This is a genomic window from Streptomyces sp. PTL18, from assembly GCF_059510295.1.
In genome coordinates this window covers 1-19,200 of sequence record NZ_JCAJZO010000014.1, presented here as the reverse complement: position 1 = coordinate 19,200, position 19,200 = coordinate 1, and the positions used below count along the sequence as shown (strand labels likewise).

The 19,200-nt window shown below is 69.4% G+C and carries 18 protein-coding genes and 1 pseudogene; 13 read left to right on the top strand and 6 right to left on the bottom strand.

The features are described 5' to 3' along the window. Positions 1 to 263 precede the first annotated feature (263 nt). From AC5WS8_RS24420 to AC5WS8_RS24390, 7 genes are all read left to right on the top strand, one after another. Positions 264 to 1,106, top strand: a complete 843-nt coding sequence (locus AC5WS8_RS24420; protein WP_496105595.1) for a helix-turn-helix domain-containing protein — start codon at positions 264 to 266, stop codon at positions 1,104 to 1,106. Between the two features lie 9 nt (positions 1,107 to 1,115). Then, a complete protein-coding gene (locus tag AC5WS8_RS24415) occupies positions 1,116 to 1,805 on the top strand; it encodes a zinc finger domain-containing protein (RefSeq protein ID WP_496105594.1) in 690 nt (229 codons plus the stop codon). Continuing rightward, on the top strand, positions 1,802 to 3,058 hold the full coding sequence (locus AC5WS8_RS24410) for a hypothetical protein (RefSeq protein WP_496105593.1): 1,257 nt from the start codon (positions 1,802 to 1,804) through the stop codon (positions 3,056 to 3,058). Before AC5WS8_RS24415 ends, AC5WS8_RS24410 begins: the two co-directional genes overlap by 4 nt. A gap of 49 nt (positions 3,059 to 3,107) precedes the next feature. After that, positions 3,108 to 3,542, top strand: coding sequence for a hypothetical protein (locus AC5WS8_RS24405; protein ID WP_496105592.1), 435 nt, complete (start codon positions 3,108 to 3,110; stop codon positions 3,540 to 3,542). 40 nt (positions 3,543 to 3,582) lie between these two features. Then, positions 3,583 to 4,230: a MobC family plasmid mobilization relaxosome protein gene (locus tag AC5WS8_RS24400; RefSeq protein WP_496105591.1), complete on the top strand. Its 648-nt coding sequence runs from the start codon at positions 3,583 to 3,585 to the stop codon at positions 4,228 to 4,230. Next, on the top strand, positions 4,227 to 5,948 hold the full coding sequence (locus tag AC5WS8_RS24395; protein ID WP_496105590.1) for a relaxase/mobilization nuclease domain-containing protein: 1,722 nt from the start codon (positions 4,227 to 4,229) through the stop codon (positions 5,946 to 5,948). The genes AC5WS8_RS24400 and AC5WS8_RS24395 overlap by 4 nt, the downstream gene beginning before the upstream one ends. Positions 5,949 to 6,135: 187 nt before the next feature. Continuing rightward, positions 6,136 to 7,014 (top strand): plasmid replication/partition related protein, encoded by an 879-nt coding sequence (locus AC5WS8_RS24390; protein WP_496105589.1) that lies wholly within the window; start codon positions 6,136 to 6,138, stop codon positions 7,012 to 7,014. A gap of 197 nt (positions 7,015 to 7,211) precedes the next feature. Here the strand turns inward: AC5WS8_RS24390 and AC5WS8_RS24385 are convergent, their stop codons facing one another. The 3 genes from AC5WS8_RS24385 to AC5WS8_RS24375 form a co-directional block, all read right to left on the bottom strand. Then, positions 7,212 to 7,919 carry a hypothetical protein gene (locus tag AC5WS8_RS24385; RefSeq protein WP_496105588.1) on the bottom strand — a complete coding sequence of 236 codons (708 nt, stop codon included), beginning with the start codon at positions 7,917 to 7,919 and terminating at the stop codon, positions 7,212 to 7,214. Between the two features lie 91 nt (positions 7,920 to 8,010). Continuing rightward, positions 8,011 to 8,454 carry a hypothetical protein gene (locus tag AC5WS8_RS24380; protein ID WP_496105587.1) on the bottom strand — a complete coding sequence of 148 codons (444 nt, stop codon included), beginning with the start codon at positions 8,452 to 8,454 and terminating at the stop codon, positions 8,011 to 8,013. A 98-nt stretch (positions 8,455 to 8,552) separates the two neighbouring features. Next, the gene (locus AC5WS8_RS24375; protein WP_496105586.1) at positions 8,553 to 9,302 is read right to left on the bottom strand and encodes an SPDY domain-containing protein; all 750 of its coding nucleotides are present in this window, start codon (positions 9,300 to 9,302) and stop codon (positions 8,553 to 8,555) included. 181 nt (positions 9,303 to 9,483) lie between these two features. Between AC5WS8_RS24375 and AC5WS8_RS24370 the strand changes: the two are divergent. The 6 genes and pseudogenes from AC5WS8_RS24370 to haaN all read left to right on the top strand — a co-directional run. After that, positions 9,484 to 9,705: pseudogene (locus tag AC5WS8_RS24370) on the top strand (nucleotidyltransferase domain-containing protein); the annotation flags it as partial. Positions 9,706 to 10,090: 385 nt separating this feature from the next. Next, complete coding sequence (locus tag AC5WS8_RS24365) at positions 10,091 to 11,839, top strand: hypothetical protein (protein ID WP_496105585.1); 1,749 nt, start codon at positions 10,091 to 10,093, stop codon at positions 11,837 to 11,839. 306 nt (positions 11,840 to 12,145) lie between these two features. Continuing rightward, positions 12,146 to 14,914, top strand: coding sequence for a cyclophane-containing RiPP biosynthesis TPR protein HaaT (gene haaT / locus AC5WS8_RS24360; protein ID WP_496105584.1), 2,769 nt, complete (start codon positions 12,146 to 12,148; stop codon positions 14,912 to 14,914). A 127-nt stretch (positions 14,915 to 15,041) separates the two neighbouring features. Continuing rightward, positions 15,042 to 15,245 (top strand): HaaA family cyclophane-containing RiPP peptide, encoded by a 204-nt coding sequence (gene haaA, locus AC5WS8_RS24355; RefSeq protein ID WP_496105583.1) that lies wholly within the window; start codon positions 15,042 to 15,044, stop codon positions 15,243 to 15,245. A gap of 13 nt (positions 15,246 to 15,258) precedes the next feature. Continuing rightward, entirely contained in the window at positions 15,259 to 16,419 is a 1,161-nt protein-coding gene (locus AC5WS8_RS24350) for an FxsB family cyclophane-forming radical SAM/SPASM peptide maturase (protein ID WP_496105582.1), read from the top strand. 92 nt (positions 16,420 to 16,511) lie between these two features. Further along, positions 16,512 to 16,991, top strand: coding sequence for a cyclophane-containing RiPP N-acetyltransferase HaaN (gene haaN, locus AC5WS8_RS24345; protein WP_496105581.1), 480 nt, complete (start codon positions 16,512 to 16,514; stop codon positions 16,989 to 16,991). A gap of 585 nt (positions 16,992 to 17,576) precedes the next feature. Here haaN and AC5WS8_RS24340 read toward each other — a convergent pair. Genes AC5WS8_RS24340 through AC5WS8_RS24330 form a run of 3 tightly spaced genes read right to left on the bottom strand, consistent with a single transcriptional unit; the run spans position 17,577 to position 18,745 of the window. Then, on the bottom strand, positions 17,577 to 17,777 hold the full coding sequence (locus AC5WS8_RS24340; RefSeq protein WP_496105580.1) for a DUF397 domain-containing protein: 201 nt from the start codon (positions 17,775 to 17,777) through the stop codon (positions 17,577 to 17,579). 52 nt (positions 17,778 to 17,829) lie between these two features. Then, a complete protein-coding gene (locus tag AC5WS8_RS24335) occupies positions 17,830 to 18,408 on the bottom strand; it encodes a hypothetical protein (protein ID WP_496105579.1) in 579 nt (192 codons plus the stop codon). 49 nt (positions 18,409 to 18,457) lie between these two features. Then, positions 18,458 to 18,745 carry a hypothetical protein gene (locus AC5WS8_RS24330; RefSeq protein WP_496105578.1) on the bottom strand — a complete coding sequence of 96 codons (288 nt, stop codon included), beginning with the start codon at positions 18,743 to 18,745 and terminating at the stop codon, positions 18,458 to 18,460. Positions 18,746 to 19,200: the final 455 nt, after the last annotated feature.

The following is a 19,200-nucleotide window of genomic DNA, read 5'->3' as shown; positions in this document are numbered from 1 at the left end:
TGTGTGGTTTCTCGGCCGAACGCTGGATCTTCGCACGCGGGTGTGGCTGTCTTGGTGTTCCGCCTGGAGCGCTGGCCCGCGCGGACAGGAACCCCAGCGCGTCCTGGGTCACGGAATCAACCGTGGTCGGGTCTCATCCCCCCGGGCGCCCTCGCGGCCCTCACCGACACGTCGGCACCGGGGACGGTGCCCACCTCCACCCTGTGCACCGCCCGAAGAGGGCCCGTCGCACCTGCCTGCCCTGATGAAGGAGCCGCCACCCGATGAGCTACGACGCCCGCGAATGGGTGTGGGACCACAGCAACAGCAAGGGCACCGCCCGCATGGTCCTCGCCCTGATCGCCGACCGGTGCCGCGATCGCCGCTGCATCGCGTACGCGTCCGTGCCCACCCTCATGAAGCGCTCGAACGCCTCCCGTACGGCCGTGCGCGACGCCCTCACGAAGCTGATCGCCAGCGGGGAGCTGACGCAGCTCGCGGGCCGCAAGGGCCCCCGCGGAGAAACGTACTACCACCTCCCGATCGCCGCCTCCTTCCTCGCCGACCATGCAGACGAGGGAGACCGGAATTCGGCCCTTCCGGGGGGTCGGATTCCGACCCTCGGAAGGCCGGAATCCGACCCTGCCGACGTCTTCGAAGGGGAGCGGGATAACGGCCCCGGGGACCGGATTCCGACCCCTGGGGGGACCGGATTCCAGCCCTCCGGGGGCACGGATTCCGACCCCCAGAACCGTAGTGAACCGAAGGTAACCGGTAAGAGCAGCAGCTCTGCCTCCCTCATCACCGCCGCCCAGTGGGAGATCGACGACGCCACCTGGACCTGGCTGCGGCACGACGGGCACCTCGCCCGACTCGGCGAGCACGGCCTGCGGGCGGCCGACGAGAAGTGGCGCACCCACCGGGCGACGTGGGCGCCCCGCCCAGCCGCCGCGTGGGGCGCCGACTGGCGCACATGGATCGCCCGGGAACGCACTCCCACCCCGGAACGGCCGAACCTGCGCGCCCTGCCCGGTGGTGCCGCCCCACTCGCAGGCGGCATGACCCGCGCCGAAGCACACACCGCCGCCCTCCTCGCCGCCCTCGACGAACCGACAGGAATGGAGTAACCCACCCTCTTGGAACGCCGCGAAGTCGCCGCCGTCCTCGCCTACATCGGCCGCCTGGACCCCCGCACGATCCGTACCGCCCCAGGCGAGGCCCGCGACCAGCTCGCCCAGTGGCACGAACTGCTCCACGACGTCCCCTTCGCCACGGCCTACGGCTGGGATGTCCGCGAGGCGATTCGGGCGCACGTCCTCGACTCGCCCTACCCGATCCTGCCCGTGGACGTCGCCTGCGCGTGGCGCACGTACCGCCGCGACCGTCTCGACCGGCACACCGACCCCACGCCGGCCGCCGACCCCGACGACCCGACCGCATGGCGGGCCGAACTGCTCGGCACCCGGCAGGCCGTGGCCACCGGAACGGCTGCGCCCTCGACGCACCGACAGCTCACCAACGGTGGCCCGCACCCCGACGTGGAGGCCCGCGTGCGCGCCATCGGATCGTGCGTCCCACCGACAATCCGCGCCGCGCTCGCCCCCTACCGTCCGGCCCGTGCCGCACGCGAGGCCGCCGTCGCCGAAGGGCTCCCGGACGCCCTTGGCGTCCGGTGCCCCTGGTGCCATGCCCGCGAGGGCGAACCCTGCCGCAGTCGACGCGTGGGCCCCGACGGCCGCGCCCGAGGCAATGCGCCCCGCACCACGCCTCACCCGACGCGCCTCGACCTCGCCGCCGCGGAAATCACCCGACAGGGAGCTGCGTGACCTACCCCATCGAACCCTCGTCCCTGCTCGCGATCGGCGCGCCGTTCCTCGTCGTCGCCTTGCTCGCTGGACGGCTGCTGCACCGACGCGCCCAGAAGCCCGGTGTCGGGCAGCGACGTGGCACCGCCGCCATCCCGGTCGCCGCTGTCGCCGCGATCGGCTGCACCGCCTACAGCGCGGACACCAGCTGGCGCTTCGCCGCCGACTACCTCGACATGGGCAGCACCGTCGAGCGCGCCTTCCTGTTCGCCACCGCTGAACTCGCCTTGTTCGCCATGGCCTTGATGGCGCGCCAGAACCTGAAGGGTCCCAGGCAGGCGCCGGGACCGCCTGGCGTCCTGGTATGGGTGATCACCGGAGGCCAGATCATCCCCGCCTACGCCGAATCCGGTCCCGTCGGCGGCACGGTCCGCGCCCTGATCGGCCCAGTGATGGCCGCAGTCCTCTGGCACCTGGCCATGGGAATCGAGCTACGCAACCACACCCCCGAGGCCGCCTCGCGCAACCTGCTCGCGATCCTCGGCCGGCAGGCACGCGAGCGGCTCCTGGCGCGCCTGGGCATCCACGACCAGGACGCCGATGCCGCACGACTCATCCGCGAGCGTGCCCTGAACCGGGCCGTCACGTTGATCCTCCGCATCGACGCGATGCCCGAGACGAAGCGCAACAAGGGGCGTGGCCGGCGTGCGACTCGGCGCCTGCACGAAGCGCTGGAGAGGGCCGACGTCGACGGTGATCTTCGCCAGGACGAGCTGCTGCTGCGGAAGCTCGGGACCCGACAGCAGGCCACCCGGTTGGCCTCGCTCCCGCTTCCCGAACGGTGGGAGACGCCCGGAAACCGAGTCAGCCAGCCCCGCACTGCCGCGGCGAAGCGGGCAAAGCCCGAGTGCCCGGAGGCGGTACCGAATCCGGGCGACGAAGGCGCACACCGGTCGGACCGCCCAGAATCCATCGTCCGCCCTCAATGCGCTACTGATGCGGGCGCGGAGGCGAGTACGGGCAGAAACGCGGGTGCCGAGCCTGGCGCGGAGCCGGAGCCGAAACGCCCGGGTCGCAAGCCCGACCTACCGCGGGATGCCCTCATCGCGTACGCGGAGCGCATCTACCGCGAGACGGGTCGCCTCTCGCGCGACTCTCTCAAGGCAGCCGTCCGTGCCGACGGCCACCAGGTCGGCACCGACCTTGCCCAGAGCATCGTCAACGCGGTCAAGGCCGAGCACCAGGCCCCCGCCCGTACAGGCCACCCCCACTGAAAGCTCCCCGCGCCCCTCTAACCACCCATCGCTGAAAGGCCCACCTGCCATGCCCGGTTCTACCGTGTCCGCCTGGTCCTGCAACGACGACGCCTGCCCGATCTGCACCGCTCCGGAATCCGACGAGATGAGCATGCTGCGTTGCGCCATCCTCACCCTGCTCGACCAAGGCCGATGGATGGCCGGCGACAACATCCCCCTGCCCGACGTCCTGTCCTCTGGCGGCGACTACCTGAGCCGGCTCAGGGGCGGAGTCGGCGACGGGATCCCGGTGCCCGCCACCGAGCACTGGGCCTGGCTCGAGGCCGAGCTGCGCCTGGTTGTCGCCCGCGCCGCCGGACTGGATGCCGTCAGCACCCTCGACCCTCGCATCGATGACGCCCTGACCACCGCCGCTCGCCTCCCGGAGCGGCGCCTGGTGGATCTGCTCGACCTCGCCGCCGAGCAGTTCGCGGAGCTCAACACGCAACCGCGTGCCGCCTGAACCCGCCACCCCCGCAACCCCGACACAAGGACACCTCTTCGTGCGCGACCAGTACGCCGAACTCCCCATACCCCAAAAGCAGATGGTCACCACTCCCGTCACGCGCGCAGCAAGCAATAGCGATGGACCGTCCATGGGCCGGTCCATCACGAACACCTCCGCCCCGGGGGTGGCGGAGGAGCAGCTCCGGCACGAGGGCGTGCCAGAGCAGGAGGGGGTGAGCGCCGGCGAACAGCCGCGCGATCCCTCCGTTGGGGTCAAGCAGCGTGCGCCGCACCGCCGCGCGAACCTCGACGCGCAGCGTTCCGAGCACGTCACCGCCCGCTTCGCGCCGCATGAGAAGCGCGACATCCAGTCGGCGGCGAAAGCCGAGCACGTGACCATGGCGCGATACATCGCTGACGCCACCATGGCCCGCGTCCGCGGTGAGATCACCGTCGCCGCTCCTCGCACTGTCTACGACGATGCGGTCGACGAGCTCGCCACCCAGCGGGCGCAGATCGCCCGGATCGGCAACAACGTCAACCAGATCGCCCGCCGCCTCAACTCGGGCGGCGATCCACACCCTGTGGACGCCGCGATCCTTCAGCGGGCGGAGCGCCTGCTCGCCACCGCCCACGACACGGTCCGGGCGATCGACGACGCGGCCTTCCGGGCAGCCGGGCAGAAGGCGGGCAGCCTGCGTTGATCGCGAACATCGTCAAGCCGGGCAACAACACCTACGGCGTCCTGGCGTACCTCTTCGACAAGGGCCGCGCCAACGAACACACCGACCAGCACATCGTCGCGTCCTGGGATGACTTCATTCCTGACCCCGGCCCGTATGACAGCCCCGGGCACAAGCAGCGGCTCGGCCAGCTCACCAAGGCCCTGGATCTGCGGGTCGAGCAGGCCGGCGACAAGGCACCCGAGGGGCACGTGTGGCACTGCTCGGTGCGCGCCGCGCCCGAGGACCGCATCCTGACCGATGACGAGTGGGCGACGATCGCCAAGCGCATGGTCCATGCGACCGGCATCGCACCGGAGGACGATCCGGACGGTTGCCGGTGGGTTGCCGTGCGCCACGCGGACGACCACATCCACATCGTCGCCACCAAAGTCCGCGGCGATCTGCGCCCGCCGCGGAACTGGAACGACTACCACCGCGCCATGGCCGAACTCGCCAGGATCGAGAAGGACTTCGGCCTCATTCAGGTTCCGCGCGGCCCCGAAGCCGCCACCGGCACTCCGGCGGCGAAGCGCCCCACCCGCGCCGAGCAGGAGAAGGCCCAACGGCTGGGCCGCCACAAGACGGCCCGCGAGCAGCTGCGGCACACCGTGCGCACCGCGCTCTCCCACGCGAAGGACCTGGACGAGTTCTTCAACCTGCTCGCCGACGCCGGCCTTCAAGTCGAAACACGCACTCTGCCCTCCGGCGACCTCGGCGGCTACAAGGTCGCCCTGCCTGACGACGGCACACCCATCTGGTACTCCGGCTCCAGCCTCGCCACCGACCTGTCCCTCCCGCAGATCCAGCAGCGTCTGGCCGCCACCGAAGCGCACACCGCCACGGCAGCCTCACCAGCCGGCCACTACCGCCGCAGCCCTTGGCACCAGGCCACCGCGGCCGCAGAACGTATCCCCCACCACCTCGATCACGCCGACGACAGCGCTGCACAAGCCCACCTGACCATCTTCAGCGAAGTCCTCTACGCCTTGCCCGCCCACGCCCCCGTCCATCTCAAGGCCGAACTCCACCGCGCCGCCGTCGCCTTCGAGCACGCCGCCCACACCCGTGCCCACGCTGACCACCAGCACGCCCGCGCCCTGCGCGGTGCTCTGAAAGCCATGCGCTACCAACCCGCGGACCACACCGGCCTGGCCATGCTCCTGGACGCCGCCATTCTCGTCGTCCTCGCAGCCCAGCGCCGCAGCTCGCTGCACCACCACGACCGGCAGGTGGCCGCCGCCCGCCAAACGCTCATCCATCTCCAGGCCGTCTACGACCAGATCGCCCCCACCAGCCTCGCCGTACTCGCCGGGCGCCGCCCTTCCGAAAGCACTGTCCACCGGTACGCCCACACCCTGCACGAGGTCCTGCCCTCCCACTCCGGACAGATCCTCACCGAGGCTGCCTGGCCCGCACTCACAGCCGCCCTCGCCGCCGCCGAAGCCGCAGGCCACAACCCCGCAGCCGTCCTCCGACAGGCAGCCCAGCAACGCTCCTTGAGCGACGCCAAATCGGCATCCGAAGTTCTCGTCTGGCGCATCCAACGCCTCGGCGACCGGCACGCCCCCGGCCCAGGTGCACGAGCCGCACAAGCCCGCAGCCCCCACATCCCCCACGTCCTGTCCACAGCGCGGGCCACCGCCGCGACACCCCCCACGTCCACGCCACCGCCATCCGGCACTCACCGGGCGCGGTGAGCACCCAGCCCCCTCACGAAGCGGCCACGCACGGCTCGCACCCGCTACCGAGAACCACCGAAGTCACGATGACAACCGATCAACGCAGCCCTGCCCGCGGCCTTACGGCGCCGCAGGACATCTGCGGCGCGCCACCGGCACCCCACTCAACAAGGAGCACATCATCCAGACCCACCCCACCGCCGACATGGTCCCGATGCTCAGCGCCGACGAGCTGCACGACCTGGCCGAGTCCATCAAGACCGAGGGCCAGCACGAGGCCATCGTCCTGAGCGCCGATGGCGTCCTCCTCGACGGACGTAACCGTCTGGCCGCCTGCGAGATCGCCGGCGTCGAGCCGCGCTTCACGACGTACACCGGCAGCGACGCCCCGGGGCTGATCCTCGCGCACAACCTGCGCCGCCGGCACATCAGTAAGGGCCAGCAGGCGATGATCGTCGCGATGGCCCGTTCCTTTTCAGAACACTCGCTGCGCTACCAGGCCAAGGTCCACAGCGTCAGCCTGACCCGCCTCTCCAACGCGGCCACGGTCCTCAAGCACAACCCCCACCTCGCCGAGCAGGTCCGCAGCGGCAAGCTCAGCCTCGATGCCGCCTACAGCACCGTCCGCGAACACCAGGCCCGCGCCGCCGAGATCCAGGCCCAGCACGGCCGCCTGCGCGAGCACGCCCCCGATCTCGCCCAACAGGTCAGCGAGGGCCTCCTCACCCTCGACGACGCCATAGCGGCACTCGACGGGCGGCAACACGAAGAACGGCTCCGGCAGTCCGTGCAGCACGCGGACGCTCTCTGCCACTCCGACGGCGACCCCGCCCCGCCCCTGGCCCAGCTCGTCGAGCGGGGAGATATCACCTGGGAGCAGGCCCACGAGCGCGCCGAAGAGTTCCTCGCCCACCGACGGAAGGCCGTCCAGCAAGCACAGCAGGCTCTCCGGGTGGTCGCCGAGAACTGGGCCTCTGTCGAAGACCTCGCTGCCCGGCCCGATACCCCCTACAGGCGGGACATCCTCGACGGTCTCGCCCCCGAAGTCCGCTCCCTCGTTCAGAACCTCACCGCTCTGGCCTGACACGGCTGCGCCCCTGGGGCCGGCCTTGTTGGCTCCGGCCTCCAGGGGCGAGGACGGTGAAGCCCGCCGGGGTCACGCGGCTCACACCGTCAGGGAGCGGCAGGCACATCCATGACCACGGCGGGGATCTGGCGGTGCAGGAACCGGCCTCGGTCTCGGGGCCTGCGGCGCCGTCCGTGCTCGCCGATCCCGCCTCATCACCCCGTGAGCCTGACCGCCGTGGCCTTGGCGACCGCCTTGTGCAAGTGGGCGTCGACCAGGCTGGGGCTACCGGAGATCACGACGACTACCGGCCCGGTACGGACGGCCGTCTGCTTGATGAGGCTGCTGCGCCCGTTAGCGGTGAAGGTGAGCAGCAGGCTCCACCGCTCGTTCCCCAGCCGGGGTGCGGACACGCTCCGGGTCGTGACGGTGATGGGGGTGCTGCCCGACACCACCTGGTACGTCGGACAAGAGACCATCGCATCGAAGATCTCCCCAATGCCTTTGGACAGCTTCGCAGCAGTGTCGCTGTACAGCTCCTCGGTCAGCTCGGAGTTGCTGCCGCCGGCGTAGGTGAAGGACGACTTCGCCTTGCGGGGGAAGACGAGGCTTGCGCCGGTCGCCGCGTCACTGCCGAGTTTCTCCAGCGCCGGGCAGCCGATCACGCTCACGTCGTCGTGCTGCGCGGGGCGCTGCAGCATGCGGGCGTAGTCCGCGCCGAGGTCGCTCTCGTCCAGGAGCCGCTTGGTCAGCGCGGCTGAGGACAGCGGAGCGGGTGCCGGGGAGCTTTCGCCGTCCAGGTGCACCGGGACGGTCGGGGAGGACATCGGGCCGGAGGGGGCGGCGCTGCCATGGGTACAACCCGCCAGGACCAGGACGGCGAGGGCGCTGAGGCTGAGGACGGTCGTGGTGTGAAGGCGCATAGGAAACCCCTTTATGGCCTGCGAAACGGACGGTCTGACCAGGCCGGCCCTCCGGGCGCCGGCAGTACGGAGGAGCAGGGGTTTCGGGAGGTCAATGGCCCAGGTGGCGCAGGCCCTCTTCGAGAGTGGGGTGGAACCGGTCGGCGGGGCCGGAGTGACGGTTGAACCAGGCCGCATCCAGGCCGGGCTCCCCCGTCTCGTGGCCGGCCCGGCAACGCAGCCACACCGAGTCGTCGCGCATACAGAAGACGATCCAGTCTCGGTACATACCGCACTCGGGGCATGTACGGACCTCGCCGTCGATGACGAGCGGCTGCTGCCAGCGCATCATCACCCCGGCCACTTCCTGGCGCGACGGCACCCGCAGCTCCGGCGGCAGGAAGTCGGGCGCCACCGCTTCCTCCGCGACAGAGGGTGAGGTCGGCTCGTGGGAGTCGGGCCACGGTTGCGTGGCCTGCAGCCTCAGGAGCAACTCGTAGCCCGCACGCTGTGCTTCACGGAATGCACGGTCCTCGCGAGCGCGTCGAAAGAACAAGATCTCTTCCTATCTTTCATTTAGCGGGTACGGGAATGTCTCTGCTGGGAGAGATCGGCGACGAGCCGCACAGCAGCGGCTTCTCAGGGCAGGAGCCGTCAGCTGCGGCGGACGACGGTGAGCCGCCCCTTGGCGCTCGCAGGCACGGTGTGGCGAGGCACCGGGACCGGGGAGGCGAGTGAGGACGCGAACGCGGCGACTAGGTCATGGGGGACGCTGGCGCTGAAGCTGGCGCACCACAGATACGGTGCGCCAGGCACGGGTTCCGCCCACGCCTGCCAGCCCACCGGGTCAGGACGCGGGTCGGCGTCCTCGATGAGCGGCGGCAGCATCTCCAGGGAGACGCAGGCGGAGAACCCGGGGTCCGTGGCGGTGGTGCGGGGGCGATCCACGTCGCGGATCCAGCCCCGGGCACTCAGCGCGTCGAGGACCGTCTCGGGCCCCTCGAAGCCGACGTCGGGCGCCTCACGGGCGTCGATCGCCACGAGGAGATCGGCGAGCGCCTCGTGGGAGACGCCGGTGGTGAAGTACGCGTTCCACTCCGCCATCGCGGAGGTGGCATGCGGCCGGGCGCTCAACTGCCAGGCAACGGGCAGCCCACCCAGCTCGAACGGGTAAGCCGCGAGGATCCACTCGGCGCCACGCAGCCCGTCCGGGCTTACATATAGAAGGGTGTGGCGGGCGGTGGGCCACATGCGCCAGCCGAGGTCGGACAGGGTGTCGCCGATCCTCTGGGCGAGCGCACCGTCGTCGCCAGCCAGATGACGCGGGGTGACCCAGTACACCGGGTCCGGCAAGTCCGGTCGGGAGGGGTCGCTGGAGTGGTGCGGGAGCAGGGGCGCCTCCATGGGCTCGAGAGGAGAGAACACTGGCCGTCCAGGATCACTGGCATCACCTCGCTGACCAGGTCTTCGGGCAAGGTGTTGCAGGTTGACATGGCTACGCAGCTGTGCGCCAGTCGTTTCAGGATCTTTCCCATCTGCCCATGGCGAACTGGTAAATAGGTGGGCAGGCTCGCCCAAGCGGTGAACCGGCGAGTTGGCGCTGGCCATTGGCGGATCTTGGGGTGGAGGCGGGAAGTGGCTGACACGACGTCTTGAGTCCACGGCACCGGGGCTCGGCGTGCGTCTGCATCACGCCCTTCGTGTGCTGGAGGGGCGGGATGACGCCCTCGTCGGCGTGGTGGACGAGGTACTGGAACAGGCCGGCGGCCGGCTGTGGGACGGCTACAAGCGCGGTGGCGGGACACCGTCAGCGGGCACGGCACGGCGGCCAGGACCGCTGGTGACGACGGAGTGGACGAAGTCAGCGACGGACAGGCCGTGGCCCTCGGCAAGTCCGGTGCGGAAGTCCTCGCGCTGGCCCGCGACAGTGGAGGACGGCCCCGAGAGCGTGCGTCTGGCCGGCATCCGGCCGACGCACACTCCGGCGATCCTGATCACGCGCGGGCAGCTGCCTGCGCAGCTGACTCCGGGTACACCCATGCCTGGGCACCACCCAGTCCGGAATCAACGCCGATGGATTCGGGCTGAACCGCAGGGCGTCGAGCCGTAGACTTCGGCACTCAACGCCGACGACGTCCGGCCGTTGCGCGCGCCCGCGGGGAGGACATCGCATGCAGGACCCTTCGGACTCGATGGAGATCGCCGAGCCTGAGGAGAACGGCCGAAGCAATACCACCGACTCACCTGTTGTGGACGATCCGACGTCCAACTCGGACATCGACTCGACGACGGCGGCGACGGTCCTGGTGGAGGTACTCCCAGGGGTGGCTGTAGTCGCCGGTGAGGTCCCGCCGGAGCTGAAGCCCGATCTGATCGACTTCGGGATCGTGCCAGCTGTCGACCGCAAGCAGATCTCAGCGGTCCTCGCCTCGATCGGGAACGCGGCGACCGTGGTCGGCAATCTCGGAAACGCGTTCGCCAGCGTGCAGGGGCTCTACAGGATCGGCGACACGGCACAGGCCCTGCTGAAGAGCGGCGCGACGCTCGCCGTCAAGGACGGCGGGAACCTCGGAGCGGTGATGGTTCCTGGCCGCATCCTGCATCAGGCCCGCTTCTACTCCGTGAATGCGGTGAGCAAGGCGCAGACCGCGGCCTCGATCGGGCCGGCGCTGGCCATGGTCGGTCTTCAGATGATGCTGAGTGAGGTCTCGGGTCTCGTCAGGACCAACCTCGCGGTGACAAGTCAGGTCCTCACCACCATCCGCAAGGATCAGTGGGCCGAACTGACGGGGCTCGTCGCCGCCATCGATCGCGCTGTCGACCAGGCACGAGAGATCGAATCGGTCCCGACGTCCTTGTGGGAGGACGTCGCGGGTAGTGGAGCGCTGCTGCAGAAGCAGCTTGAGCTCTACCGAGGGAACGTCCGCGACCACGTCAGGCAGATCGGTCGGCCCGACGCACGCAGCCACCGTGAGTATCTGCAGACGAACGCCGAAGCGATCGTCTTCGACGCCTACGCCCTCCTGTCCTCCGTCAAGGCATGGACCGGGTATCACGCGCTCCGCGCCGCGAGGGCGAGAGCCGCTGGACGCGAGGACGCCGCCGAGGGGCAGTACGCCGAGGTCATCGCGCGCGACACCCGCGCGGAGTTCGACTCCGCTCTCGCCGAGACGACGAGCCTCCTCGACACGCTGACGCGGGAACTGCGGATCATCGTCGAACTCCCCGGCCCCGACACATGGCCGCTGCTGGGGAAGCGGAAGGACGTGAAGGCAGCCCGCGAAATCTCCGCCCGCCTTCTGGAGGCGATCGAGCCTCTTGCCGATGCTCTCCATCCGCCAGCGCCTCCGCTCGAGGCTCCGGGCGTCGTCTGCGCACCCAAATCGCTGGGTCTCGAGCCGTACCTTCGCATCCTGCGATGGCTCCTCGAGGACGGTGAGACCTTACGTGTCCTCGGCTTCCCCGACCAGCTCGATGCCCTCGATCCAATCTCTGCGATTCTCGGCGGAGCGAAGGAGATGTTGGCGGCAGCGATGGACAAGGCTGCGGCAAAAACACTGGTCGCCGTCACGGATCGCCGCATCATCACGGCCAAGACGAACGCATTCCTTGAGCAAGGCGAGGTCCTTCAAGACATCCCGATCGACCAAGTGCGATACATCCGAGCAGCGACCTCACAGGACGGAAGCGCGCGCTTGGCGATCGACCTCATCACGCGCGACGAGAACATCCGGTGGCTCTTCCACGCTGACATCGACAACACTCAAGTTGACGCGCTCGCCGCCGTGCTTGCCGAGTCGATGACGATCCCGGACGTTGAACGCGATGAGCTTCAACGGCGGCGCTACGCCCCCATCGAGGCGGGCAAGAAGAGCGAGAGTACTGGCACGAGGTCTACGAAACCGACTGGATCCGAGGCCACGGCCTGCGATGCCGAGTAGGCCCCAAGCCGATTGACCAGTTCGTGGCCGGGGCCGATAGGAAAGCAGCCACCGCGGCATCAGTAGCGGTCGCGTGAACTTCTGAAGATGGTGCGGTGGCCGTGGGCCAGCGCGCCTTGCGGCACCCGGCGCGCGCCGTGGCTCAGACGCGCCCTTGACCAAGGTCTACGAGGACTGTTCCGTTAGGGAAGTTGGGGTGTCGTATTCGGGGGTTGCCTTCGTGACCAGGTCGGTTATCAGTGCGTGGTGTCTCAGCAGCGGCACCAGGGGGGAATCGGCCGCTCCCCCGGCTGCTGGGGCCTCCGTATGAGACTCCGGCGCGGGATCGCGATCGCCGTCGTCGCTGGAGGCGGCGCTGTGACCACGCTGCTGGTCGGGCTCGTCACGAACGCCGTGTCCAATGAGTCGCGGTGGCCCGGATGGCTGGGGTGGTTACAGGAGCACGCCTGGTTCTCGTTCGTCGTGTTGGGCGTGACGATGGCGGGGCTGACGGCCCTGCTCGCCGGGCTCTCCGAGACGCGGCCTCCCACCCCGCCGGGGCGACCGGAGGATGGAGCGGGGCCACCGGGGGCCGCCCAGGTGCTGCGTTCGTTGCCGCGCGACACCGCCGCGTTCACCGACCGTGCCGCGGAGCTGGAGCGGCTGGTGGGCTCGGTGCGGGCTTCACAGGAGCGTGGCGAGGGGCTGCCCGTTCACGTGATCGACGGCATGCCCGGCGTCGGGAAGACCACCTTCGCCGTGCACGCCGGCCACCTGCTCTCGGAGCGGTTCCCCGACGGGCAGCTCTTCGTGAATCTCAACGGGCACACGCCGGGGCGTACTCCGGTGCAGGCTGGCGAGGCGCTCGCCTCGCTTCTCGCGGCCGCCGGCGTGCCGACGCAGCAGATTCCTGTCGGTGACGACATCGGAGCGGTCACGGAGGCCCGGGCCGCCATGTGGCGGAGCAGGCTCGCGGACAAGAAGGCGCTGCTGATTCTCGACAACGCCGCCAGCTATCGACAGCTGGAGCCGCTGCTCCCCGGTGGGAGTGGCTGCCTGGTATTGGTGACCAGTCGCAAGCGGCTGGTGGCGAACGAGGAGGTGGTCATGTCGGTGGACGCACTGCCGCCGGATCACGCGGTCGAACTCTTCGTACGGCTCAGTGGGCGACCGGCCGACGCTCTCGGCCGGGATGTGGCAGACGAGTTGGTGCGGCTGTGCGGGTGTCTGCCGCTGGGGGTGTCGCTTCTTGCGGCACGGTTGCGGCACCATCCGTCCTGGAGCGCCGAGGACCTGCGCGGGCGGCTGGTGGCGGCGCGGGACCGCCTGGGGGAGCTGCGCGCCGGGGAACGCGCCGTCACCGCGACGTTCGATCTGTCCTACCGGGATCTCGTGCCGGAGCGGCAGCGCTTCTTCCGACAGCTCGGCTTCTTTCCGGGCACCGATCTCGACCCGCACGTCGGTGCGGCGCTTGGTGAGGTCTCGGTCGTAGTAGCCCGTCGGCATCTTGAGGCGCTCTACGACGACCATCTGATCGACGAGCACCCGGGGAGTCGCTACCGGCTGCACGATCTCTTGCGCGACTACGCTCGCGGTCTCGCCGCCGAGGGAGACAGCATGGACCACGTACAGGCCGTCCAGCGTGTGTGCACCTACTACCTGGCCGCTCTCGCCGTCGCGAACGGGCACATCGTGCGCAGCGGAGCCGCGGTGCCACCGGCGCCGGACGGCGCCTCGCGGGTGGAGACGCCGGTCCTGGAGTCGCGGGCGGATGCCCTGAGCTGGCTGGAGACCGAGCGGGCCAACATCCTGGCCTGCGTACGGCGGGCGAACGGTCTCGCCCTGTACGACCTCGTGGTCCGGCTCGCCGCGTCCATGGCGCCCTTCCTGCGCCAGGCCGGCCCCTGGGACCAGGCCGTCGGGCTCCATCGGACCGCCGCCGAGGCCGCCCGCCATACCGGCGACCAGCGGGTCCGGGGCGATGCCCTCGCCGAGCTGGGTGTCGTACGCCGCTTCATGGCCGCCTACCCACAGGCGATCGAGGCCCTCAACGACGCCGTGACAGCGTACGAAGCGGTCGACGACCGGCGCGGCAAGGCGGACGCACTGAACCAGCTGGGCATCGTCTGGTACCTGACGGCGGACAACGAGGACGCGGCCCGCGCCCAGACCGAGGCCCTCGCCCTCTACCGTGAGCTGGGACACCGGCTCGGACAGGCGAACGCGCTTGCCGATCTCGGCATGACGCACCGGCAGATGAGCCGGTTCGACGCCGCGGTGGATGCGCAGAGCGAGGCCCTGGCGATCTACCGAGAACTCGGTGACCGGTACGGGGAAGCGAACTCCCTGCGGGACCTGGGCGTCGTGCACTGCCTCATGGGCGCGTACGACCTGGCCGCGCGGCATCACCAGGAAGCGTTCGACATCTACCTGGAGCTGGACGACCGTGTGCACCAGGCTTACGCGCTGAACGAGTTGGGCGTCGTCCGACGGCTGACCGGAGACATCGAGGCAGCGCGGACGGCACACAGCCAGGCCCTGACGCACTTCACCGATCTCGGTGAACGGTTCGGCCGCGCGACCAGCGTCCGCCACCTTGGCGTCGTGGAGCGTGTGACCGGGGATGCGACAGCGGCTATCCGGCTTCTGGAGGAGGCCCTGGACGCCTACCGCGAGCTCGGCAGCCGCGGGGGTGAGGCCGCCTCGCTGAGCGAGCTGGGCGTGGCGCGCGGCATCGTCGGTGAGCGCGACGGCGCGATCGAGGCGTTCCAACGCGGTTTGGAGATCCTGAGGGGCCTGGGCGACCGGTGCGGCGAGGCAGAGGTACTGAACCACTGGGGGATGCTGCTGTTCACCTCCGATGAACCGACGGCCGCCCGTCGGCACTTTGGTCAGGCGCTCACGCTCGCGCGGGACATCCACTGCCCGCTGGAGGAGGCGCGGGCACTGGAGGGCATCGGCCGCTGCGACTGGACGATTGACGGGCCTGGTCACGGAGTGGGCTCGCTGCGAGCCGCCGTGACCGTTTACCGGCGGTTGGGAGTGAGCGCGGCCGTGGACGATATCGAACGGTTGCTGGTGCCGCGGTCCGGTTGACGCCGACCATGTGGCCGAATTTCCTGTGCCCGGTGGGTGGTTGAGGATGCTACGTTTCCGGCTGATCTGTCGCTTCAACCCCGTCGCACCGTGCCGCCTCCGGCACGTACCTCACGAGGAGCGTTGAATGCCGTCACCCACGTCCGTCACCGAGCCACGCACCATCACGCCCGTCGGCCCGGCGTCCGCGGAGCCGACGGCGCCCGGCACCGCCGTCCTGGACCGCGTGGCCGCCCGTGTCCGGCAGCGGCTCGAGGCCGAGGAGGGCGCGACGAGCCGGATCGGTGAAGGTGCCCACGCGGCCTCGCTCATCTGGCCCTGGCCGCTGTGAGCACGTCCGCTCGATGACAGAACTCGAATGCCCCGTTCCTTTCCGGACGTTCATCCTCAAGGTCGCCAACCGCTGCAACATCGACTGCGACTACTGCTTCGTCTTCAACTCCACGGACCAGGCGGCGCAGCGCCTGCCCGCCCGTATGGACCTCGCAGTGGCCCGGGCTGCGGCCCGGCGGATAGGTGAGCACGCCGCCGCACACCGCCTCCGGACCATCCACGTCGTATTGCACGGCGGGGAGCCGCTTCTCGTCGGCGTCGGGCACATGGCCGGTCTGCTGGAGGCCGTCCGGGCCGCTGCGCCGACCGGTACCCGGGTCCTCTTCGAGCTCCAGACCAACGGAACCCTTCTGTCCGATGCCTGGCTGGACCTCTTCGAACGGTACGAGGTTGCGGTCGGCGTCAGCCTCGACGGACCGCCACCTGCGAATGACCGGCACCGGCTGACCCACGCAGGGCGGTCGAGCGCCGCCTCCGCCGTGCGTGGCATCGAACTCCTGCGGTCGCGGCCACACCTGTTCGCGGGGCTGCTCGCCGTCGTGGATCTGGCCAACGACCCCGTGGAGGTCCACGACTACCTGGCGGCGTTCGAACCGCCCATCATCGACTTTGGTCTGCCGCACGCGACCCACGACGACCCGCCCAACCGCTCCGACCCGAGCGTGCCCGAGTACGGGCTGTGGATGAGCAGGGTGTACGACGCCTGGCTCGCCCGGCCTGAGTACGGGCACAGCGTCCGGATGCTGGAAGACATCGTGGCCCTCAGCTCTGGCGTGCGCGGCTCGGTGGAGACGCTCGGCCTGGCCCCGCCGACGAGCGTCGTGATCGAGTCCGACGGCTCCATCGAGGCCGTGGACACCCTGCGGTCCGTCGAGGAGGGTGCTACTTGGCTCGGGCTCGACGTCCTCCGCCACTCCCTCGACGAAGCTCTGTCGCATCCGAAGCTGCTGCACCGGCAGCACGGCAAGGACGCGCTCGCCGAGAAGTGCCGCGCCTGCCCACTCCTGGACGTGTGCGGCGGTGGCTACCTCCCACACCGCTTCAGCGAAGCCCAGGGCTACCGGAACCCGTCTGTCTACTGCGCGGACCTGGAGTACCTCATCCGACACGTCCAGGGCTCCCTGCGGCAGCACGGCTGGAACCCCTACGCGCAGGCCGCCTCGTCGCCATAGGCGCGTGTGCCGTACCGCCAGGAGAGGATCACGCGTTGGAACGAACGAGTGCAGCAGCGACCGAAGCAATCGAGGAAGGACAGGAGGCGCCGATGACCGTGACGATCCGTCCCGCAGAGAAGCGGGACGTCCCGGCCGTGGCCGAGCTGATCGAGGAGATCGAGCGGTTCTACGGGGCAACCGACACAGATATCCAGCCGATCGAGGAGCGCCGCCTGCAGGTGGAAGAAGCCCTCTTCGGCGTGCCACCACTGGCTTCCGCCCTGCTCGTCGAGGACGAGACCGGGGACATCGTCGGCCTCGCCGCCTATTCCTTCCTCTGGCCAGCCGCCGGCTCCTCGCACTCCCTGTTCCTGAAGGAGCTCTACGTCCGCGACACCCTGCGTCGGCAGGGCATCGGTGCCCGCCTCATGGACGAACTCCGCGCCCTGGCCGCCGCGCGCCCCGGCTGCAGCCGGGTGGAATGGATGGCCGACCGCGACAACCCAGGCGCACGGGCCTTCTACGAGTCGCGAGGGTTCACCGAGTCCGAAGGGAAGATCGTCTACCGGGTCGACTCCGACACCGCGTGAAGGCGGCGCGAGACCAGTGGAAGAAGAGCGCTGCGACGAGTGCGGCAGCAAGATCGTCATCGGGCTCGGATGCGAATGTCCGCCGGACTCGTCCGCGTCGGCGCCCCCGCGTTCGGTAGGCATGTTCGTGAAGAGGGAGTGGCGTACTCACCCGGATGACACGATCCTGATCTCCCCGACGCAGTGCGCGCACAGGCCCGGTTGGTGCGAGCACATGACCGAGGACGACGTACGCCCCCGCGGTGGGGGTGGATCCCGAATCCTCAGCCTGGGCTCTCGGAGCGGTTGAGCGGCGCTGCTCCGGCGACCGCCACCGCGGGCAACCCGAGGCGACGGGCCGTGCGGCGGTGCACCGACGGGTGCGTTTCTTCTTGAGGGACCTCGCTACTGGTCAGCACGGACGTGGTCGGCTCTCGGAAGGCGGCGTGACCTACCGTGCCGCGCTTGCTGCAGGTGCGAGGCGCTGACCAGGGATTTCTCGTCCCTCCAGAAGAAACGCACCCCCCGACGGACGGTGTAGCTTGGCAGGTTTGCCCACGCTGCTTGACTGCTCGACTCCGCGACCAGCCCGGCTTGCAGTGCTGGTCAGCCGCATGGTTTCAACCGCTCGATAAAGTTGACGAACTCCGACCATGCAGTGGGCTCAAAGGCGAGCGCGGGGATGGATGGGACTTTGGAGTCGCGCAGGCAGACCGCGGGTGCGGGGCCAAGGATCAACGCTACTTCGACGCAGTCGAGCCCTGCCGAGTCGCAGTAGCTGGACCTGGTCCAATACAAGGGCCTCATGGTGCCTCCGCTTGACTGCCGACCTGGCAGCGCACTTGTCGTTCGACATCGATCACGTAGCGCCGTAGCCGTCGGGCCGGTGGATCGGGAGCGCCGAGACGCCGAGGTCTCGTCGCATGGTCTGCCTTACCTCGTACAGGCCCTCCGAGGCGCGTTCCAATCTGTCCTTGATGGCTTCCAAGGGCTCCTCAGTTGCGATCTCCTGCTCGTGCTGGCCGAGTAAGGCGTGGATGCGATGCAGTTGATGCACGATGTTGCTCGCGACAGCAAGCACGTCATCGCTGATCACCATCTGCGCCTCGGCGTATACGTCGCGCAAGATGCGGCGAGGCTCTTCCCGCTCTTGGCCCTGTTGAGAACTCGCCTGCCCAGAAGCAAGAGCGAGGTAATCTCTCGACAGCACGGAGTGGAACTGCCGTAGGCGCTGGTTGAACGCTGCGTAGGAGGCTCGCCGTGCGCTGAGGGCCTCCCGGCGTTCGATCGCCAGTTGCTCTTCCCGCCTCTGCCTCTCTGCATGGTCGAGTTCTACCGTCTTGGCCTGAAGCGCGCTGCGGTGCGCCAGTAGCCCGGACGTGATGGTGCCGATCACCCCCACCACAGCGACGATCAAGGCGCTCAGGGAAGGGTCCATGGCCCAGAATGTAGTCCAAGGCCGAGCCACGGGCCCTGGATTCCGACGATCAGTCGCTGGTCGTGATCACGGCAGCCGGGGAGGCAAGGCCCGCATCGACTCGGCCGGGCTGTGTGGTCATCCGTGCGCGGAGGTAGGTGCTCCAGTCGCGTTGTGCGTGGCTGGCCCACTTCAGTGCGGTGTGGACGTGGACATCGAGTAGGTCGGCGAGGACCGGTGCGGGCAGTTCTGCGGGGAGGGCAATCAGTGCCGCGGTTCGGGCGGGTCTGGTGTGGATGCCCTGCCGGACGAGTTGGTCGTTGAACGCCTTGCGGCTGAGGGGGTGGCCAGGGAGCACGCCCGGGAAGAGCCATGGGGGCTGGTCCGTTGGCGGCGGGGTGAGGGCCGCGTGCCGACGCGGTGCGTGCGTGAGCTGGTGGAGGAGTTCAGCAAGTCGGGATGGGATCCAGAGTCTGGTCGGGCCGAGCTGTAAGTGGGTGTTTGAGGGGTCGGTTCCCAGGAGGGTGCATTTCTTCTGGAGGGACGAGAAATCCCTGGTCAGCGTCTCGCACCTGCAGCAAGCGCGGCACGGTAGGTCACGCCGCCTTCCGAGAGCCGACCACGTCCGTGCTGGCCAGCAGCGAGGTCCCTCAAGAAGAAACGCACCCTGCACCGACTGTGAGGCGAACTTCGCGCAGGGCTGACGGGGGGTGACTTCTTCCGAACGACGTCGGAGCCAACTGTCTCTGATGCACACGATATCCGTGTGTCATGACCGGCCTGGGTCGGGCAACGGAGGTAGCAGCACGATGG

What these genes read in the sequence shown, in the direction of transcription:
- AC5WS8_RS24385 (WP_496105588.1), bottom strand. Translation starts at nt 7,919, where the DNA reads ATGCGCCTTCACACCACGACCGTCCTCAGCCTCAGCGCCCTCGCCGTC.
- AC5WS8_RS24335 (WP_496105579.1), bottom strand. Translation starts at nt 18,408, where the DNA reads ATGGACCCTTCCCTGAGCGCCTTGATCGTCGCTGTGGTGGGGGTGATC.
- AC5WS8_RS24405 (WP_496105592.1), top strand. Translation starts at nt 3,108, where the DNA reads ATGCCCGGTTCTACCGTGTCCGCCTGGTCCTGCAACGACGACGCCTGC.
- AC5WS8_RS24340 (WP_496105580.1), bottom strand. Translation starts at nt 17,777, where the DNA reads ATGAGGCCCTTGTATTGGACCAGGTCCAGCTACTGCGACTCGGCAGGG.
- AC5WS8_RS24365 (WP_496105585.1), top strand. Translation starts at nt 10,091, where the DNA reads ATGGAGATCGCCGAGCCTGAGGAGAACGGCCGAAGCAATACCACCGAC.
- haaA (WP_496105583.1), top strand. Translation starts at nt 15,042, where the DNA reads ATGCCGTCACCCACGTCCGTCACCGAGCCACGCACCATCACGCCCGTC.
- haaT (WP_496105584.1), top strand. Translation starts at nt 12,146, where the DNA reads ATGAGACTCCGGCGCGGGATCGCGATCGCCGTCGTCGCTGGAGGCGGC.
- AC5WS8_RS24390 (WP_496105589.1), top strand. Translation starts at nt 6,136, where the DNA reads ATGGTCCCGATGCTCAGCGCCGACGAGCTGCACGACCTGGCCGAGTCC.
- AC5WS8_RS24375 (WP_496105586.1), bottom strand. Translation starts at nt 9,302, where the DNA reads ATGGAGGCGCCCCTGCTCCCGCACCACTCCAGCGACCCCTCCCGACCG.
- haaN (WP_496105581.1), top strand. Translation starts at nt 16,512, where the DNA reads ATGACCGTGACGATCCGTCCCGCAGAGAAGCGGGACGTCCCGGCCGTG.
- AC5WS8_RS24420 (WP_496105595.1), top strand. Translation starts at nt 264, where the DNA reads ATGAGCTACGACGCCCGCGAATGGGTGTGGGACCACAGCAACAGCAAG.
- AC5WS8_RS24350 (WP_496105582.1), top strand. Translation starts at nt 15,259, where the DNA reads ATGACAGAACTCGAATGCCCCGTTCCTTTCCGGACGTTCATCCTCAAG.